This window comes from Neglectibacter sp. X4, assembly GCF_009917365.1.
In the GTDB taxonomy this organism is placed as follows: Bacteria; Bacillota; Clostridia; order Oscillospirales; family Acutalibacteraceae; genus Acutalibacter.
In genome coordinates this window covers 1-534 of record NZ_QWLE01000342.1, presented here as the reverse complement: position 1 = coordinate 534, position 534 = coordinate 1, and the positions used below count along the sequence as shown (strand labels likewise).

The following is a 534-nucleotide window of genomic DNA, read 5'->3' as shown; positions in this document are numbered from 1 at the left end:
GTGAGTTTGCCCTTCATTTGAGAAAAACAGACCGTGCTGTCAGCCTTGTGACCGTTGGCGGCCGTGAATTCTATGTGTACCGCTACGAAGGAGAACTCAATGATATTCCAAACGCGGTGGTTATTATCAGCTATCCCCGGGAATCTTTTGGAGATCCGAAAGCGCTGAGGGTATTTATATCCACAAATGCCGGAATATCCACACAGGAAATCCTTGACACATATACAGAACGGTGGGCAATCGAATTATTTTTCCGTCAGAGCAAAAACAGACTCGCGCTGGACAAATATCAGATCCGCTCACGGCAGGGAATCGAGCGGTACTGGCTGATTATGTCATTGGTTCATTACATGTGCTGTATGTATTCCGGGAAATACAATACCTTCGAGGAAGGATACTGGTATTTTCAAGATCAAGTCAAAACAGAGCGAATCGGTAATCTGCACCAGTTCATAAAAAATGGTGCGTCACTTGAAGCTGTTTTGAAATTGGTAGGGTAGTTTTGTGCAAATTTCTATATTTGCTCATTTATAG

The 534-nt window shown here is 43.4% G+C and carries 1 protein-coding gene; it reads left to right on the top strand.

Annotated elements, in window-relative coordinates:
- The coding region (locus tag D1841_RS18480) for a transposase (RefSeq protein WP_160645023.1) at nucleotides 1-500 on the top strand (500 nt) is incomplete at its 5' end.
- Nucleotides 501-534 lie beyond the last annotated feature (34 nt).